The 3,149-nt window shown below is 48.7% G+C and carries 4 protein-coding genes; 3 read left to right on the forward strand and 1 reads right to left on the reverse strand.

Annotation, left to right across the window (positions count from 1 at the left end; genetic code table 11):
• Positions 1-378: hypothetical protein (locus WBV75_RS04830; protein ID WP_424119517.1), on the forward strand; the 378-nt coding region annotated here is incomplete at its 5' end.
• A gap of 9 nt (positions 379-387) precedes the next feature.
• Here WBV75_RS04830 and WBV75_RS04835 read toward each other — a convergent pair.
• The gene (locus tag WBV75_RS04835; RefSeq protein WP_424119518.1) at positions 388-1,992 is read right to left on the reverse strand and encodes an amidohydrolase; all 1,605 of its coding nucleotides are present in this window, start codon (positions 1,990-1,992) and stop codon (positions 388-390) included.
• Positions 1,993-2,185: 193 nt separating this feature from the next.
• Here WBV75_RS04835 and WBV75_RS04840 point away from each other — a divergent pair, with 193 nt between their 5' ends.
• Both WBV75_RS04840 and WBV75_RS04845 read left to right on the forward strand, forming a co-directional pair.
• Positions 2,186-2,587, forward strand: coding sequence for a hypothetical protein (locus tag WBV75_RS04840; protein WP_424119519.1), 402 nt, complete (start codon positions 2,186-2,188; stop codon positions 2,585-2,587).
• Between the two features lie 79 nt (positions 2,588-2,666).
• On the forward strand, positions 2,667-3,149 hold a 483-nt coding region (locus tag WBV75_RS04845), incomplete at its 3' end, for an efflux RND transporter permease subunit (RefSeq protein ID WP_424119520.1).

Below are 3,149 nucleotides of genomic sequence, written 5' to 3' on the forward strand. Positions count from 1 at the left end.
CTTTCCCAGTATTCCGATTTTTACCGCGATGATCCCATATACAATAATCTCGCTGTTAGTGGACAGTTAAAACTCCTTAAAAACAAAGAGATCACCCGTAATTTGCAGAAGCTCGACCTGACCTATAATACTGTGAATAAATCGGAAGCCGTACATTGGGATATCATAATGCAAGAACTTTCGCCCGAACTCAGATCAGTGGTCAACTACAATACCATGAAGCCAGTAAAAATCGAAGGCCTTTATGCCGTCGAACTCCAGAACATATTTGTCGAAAGTATTTACCTCACGAAAATAAAGGATGCGCTTTATGACCAGGCACTAACTGAAATCGACTCAATCCTCATGGGAATCGAGGGTGAACTTGAATTAGATTAATCCGAAATTTCAATCCTCTTTTAAAGTAGGGTAGGTTACGCCCAACTGTTCCAGGTAGGTGTCATATTTAGTTTCATCGTAATAGAACCCCTCGAGTTGGGGGCGATACTGCTGCATGATAGCCGTATTGAGTTCAATAGGAGGCGGGTCATCCGCCGAAATCATCGGGCGGTATTGGGTTTCCTTTTTTTGAACATTCTCGAAATAATCCCTGGCCTGCACCAGTAAATCGGGTTGGGTCAAAAAATCCATTACGGTCATCGCCACCACTTTTGCCCCGGCCGTGGCACCTTTATGGGCTATAGGAGTCGCCATAGCTATAGCGTTGGACCAGTGATGCCCCTGAAGGCCTGGCACATTCGAAGGAAAACGAAGCGTCACCGTAGGAACGGTCCATGAAACATCGCCAATATCATCCGAGCCACCGCTTACAGGTCGTTCGACAGGCTTCCTCAATTCGGATAACTCGGTGGCCAGCCCTTTAGGATCTTTCGCATTAACTGCTTTTTGCACGGCTTTGGCCAACTGCTGATCTGCCTCAGACCACTGTGGAAGCCCCACCTGTTGTATGTTCTCGTACATGGTTTCTGCGATCACTTTGTTGAAGTGACGGGGCCATGCCGCCCCAACCACGCGAGAGGTCACTTCGGTATCCGTCATGAGTGCCGCGCCTTCCGCAATGTGGTTGGCATCTTCGTACATCTCCATAATTCCCTCATAGGTCACATCCCGGAGGTAAAACCATATTGAAGCCTTGGAAGGTACCACATTAGGCTGATCCCCCGCATCGGTAAAAATCGAATGCGACCGTTTCAGAGGATGCAGGTGTTCTCTCTTATAATTCCAACCGACATTCATCAGTTCAGCTGCATCCAGGGCCGAACGACCCCGCCATGGAGCCCCGGCTGAATGCGCCGCTTCACCTTCAAAACTGTATTCTACTGAAATGAGGCCGGTACCTGTAGCCTGTCCCCAGGAAACAGCGAGATTGCTGCTGACATGGGTGAAAATACACATATCCACCCCCTTAAAAAGCCCGTCCCGTACAAACCAGGCCTTTGAACCCAGGAGTTCTTCCGCGATTCCCGGCCATATCACCAGCGTGCCGCCAATACTATTTTCTTTCATAAGCTCCTGTACCGCAAGAGCCGCGGTTATATTAAGGGGAACGCCTGAATTATGACCCTCTCCGTGTCCGGGGGCCCCGTCCACAATAGGCTTGTGAAAGGCTACGCCAGGGTACTGAGACGCTTTTGGAATACAATCTACATCACTGCCCAGCGCGATGACCGGACCTGCTCCATTGGTCCACCGGGCGAACCAGGCCGTAGGTATTCCCGATACCCCGGAGGTGATTTCAAAGCCTGCATTTTCGAGAATTCCGGTCAGGTATTCAGAGGTTTCCACTTCGTGGAATCCCAGCTCTGCAAAACTGAAAACTTTATCCACCATGACCTGGGTTTGTTTGTGACGCTGGTCCACAGCGGCAGACACTGCTTCTTTTTGTTTTCGGATAGCAGATTTTGAAAACCCTTTCTGGGCTTTGGCCTGAGGAAGTGCCAGGAAGGCAAAGGCAAGCAGGATATAGATAGAACGCAGTTTCATCGAACTCATAAGTGTTGGTTTTGAGGTTTAATGTACAAATTAATCCGGTGTGCGGAAACAAAACCACATCCGTTCCCGGGGTCAGAATCTGATAAAGATCATATCCCGGACTTCAGGGAATTTTTAACTTTAGGGCAGTTTCGGGAATGCAGGAAACCCCAATCTCTCGAAATGTATCCGCAGATATAGTATCTTTATAGCGATGACGCGACTACTTTCCATGCTCCTCTCTTCCCTCCTGCTCCTGCAAAGCTTGCATTTGTCGGTTACCGACCTCGTGCAGTTTGACGAGCTGCTGGAACACGCCGCTTACCATCAAAAAGAGTTTGGCGATTCCTTCCTGACCTTTTTAGACAAACACTACGGGAGCCAGAAAGAAGACCACGAAAGAAACCATCAGGAAGAAAAGCACGACCACGAAAAACTGCCTTTTCAACAAGTGCCCAATCAGGTGTTGAGCCATACACAATTGTTTATCGGGCAGCGTTTCTTCTGGGATACCCCCCAGCCACGGAAAGAATCCCAATCGCATGAGTATCACTATTTACTCCAAACTTCAGGCGTATTCTCCCCTGGTGTTTTCCAGCCACCCCGGCACGTATAACCCGCTTCTTTTCTAATCATAAATTTATCTGAGGGTGCCCCTGCACTCGCACCACGCATGTTTTATCATCTAAGCAGCTATGCTTTCATCTATTATACAATTTAGTCTTCGCAACAAATTTGCCGTAGTGTTGCTGACCCTTGTCATTATCGCCGGCGGAATGTTCTCCTTATGGAACATTCCCATTGGAGCCGTTCCTGACATTACAAATAACCAGGTACAGGTCATTACGACCTCCCGGAACCTGTCCACTCCGGATATGGAGCGGTTTATCACCTACCCCGTAGAACTTGAAATGGCCAACCTGCCAGGTGTCCGGGAAATCCGATCCGTTTCGAAATTCGGCTTGTCTGTGGTAACCATAGTCTTTGAGGATGATATGGGAACCTATCTCCCCCGACAGTTGATCGCCGAAAAAATCCAGGCAGCTTCGGAGAAAATCCCGGAAGGTTTCGGATCGCCCCAAATGGGCCCTATCAGTACTGGTTTGGGTGAAATATACCAGTACACCCTGGATGTGGAACCCGCATTTAAAGACCGGTACGACGCCATGGATTTACGT

This window comes from Robiginitalea sp., from assembly GCF_049588695.1.
In the GTDB taxonomy this organism is placed as follows: domain Bacteria; phylum Bacteroidota; class Bacteroidia; order Flavobacteriales; family Flavobacteriaceae; genus Robiginitalea.

Bases quoted from the DNA above. Each gene is read 5' to 3' on its own strand.
- WBV75_RS04840 (WP_424119519.1), top strand. From the start codon at position 2,186: ATGACGCGACTACTTTCCATGCTCCTCTCTTCCCTCCTGCTCCTGCAA.
- WBV75_RS04835 (WP_424119518.1), bottom strand. From the start codon at position 1,992: ATGAGTTCGATGAAACTGCGTTCTATCTATATCCTGCTTGCCTTTGCC.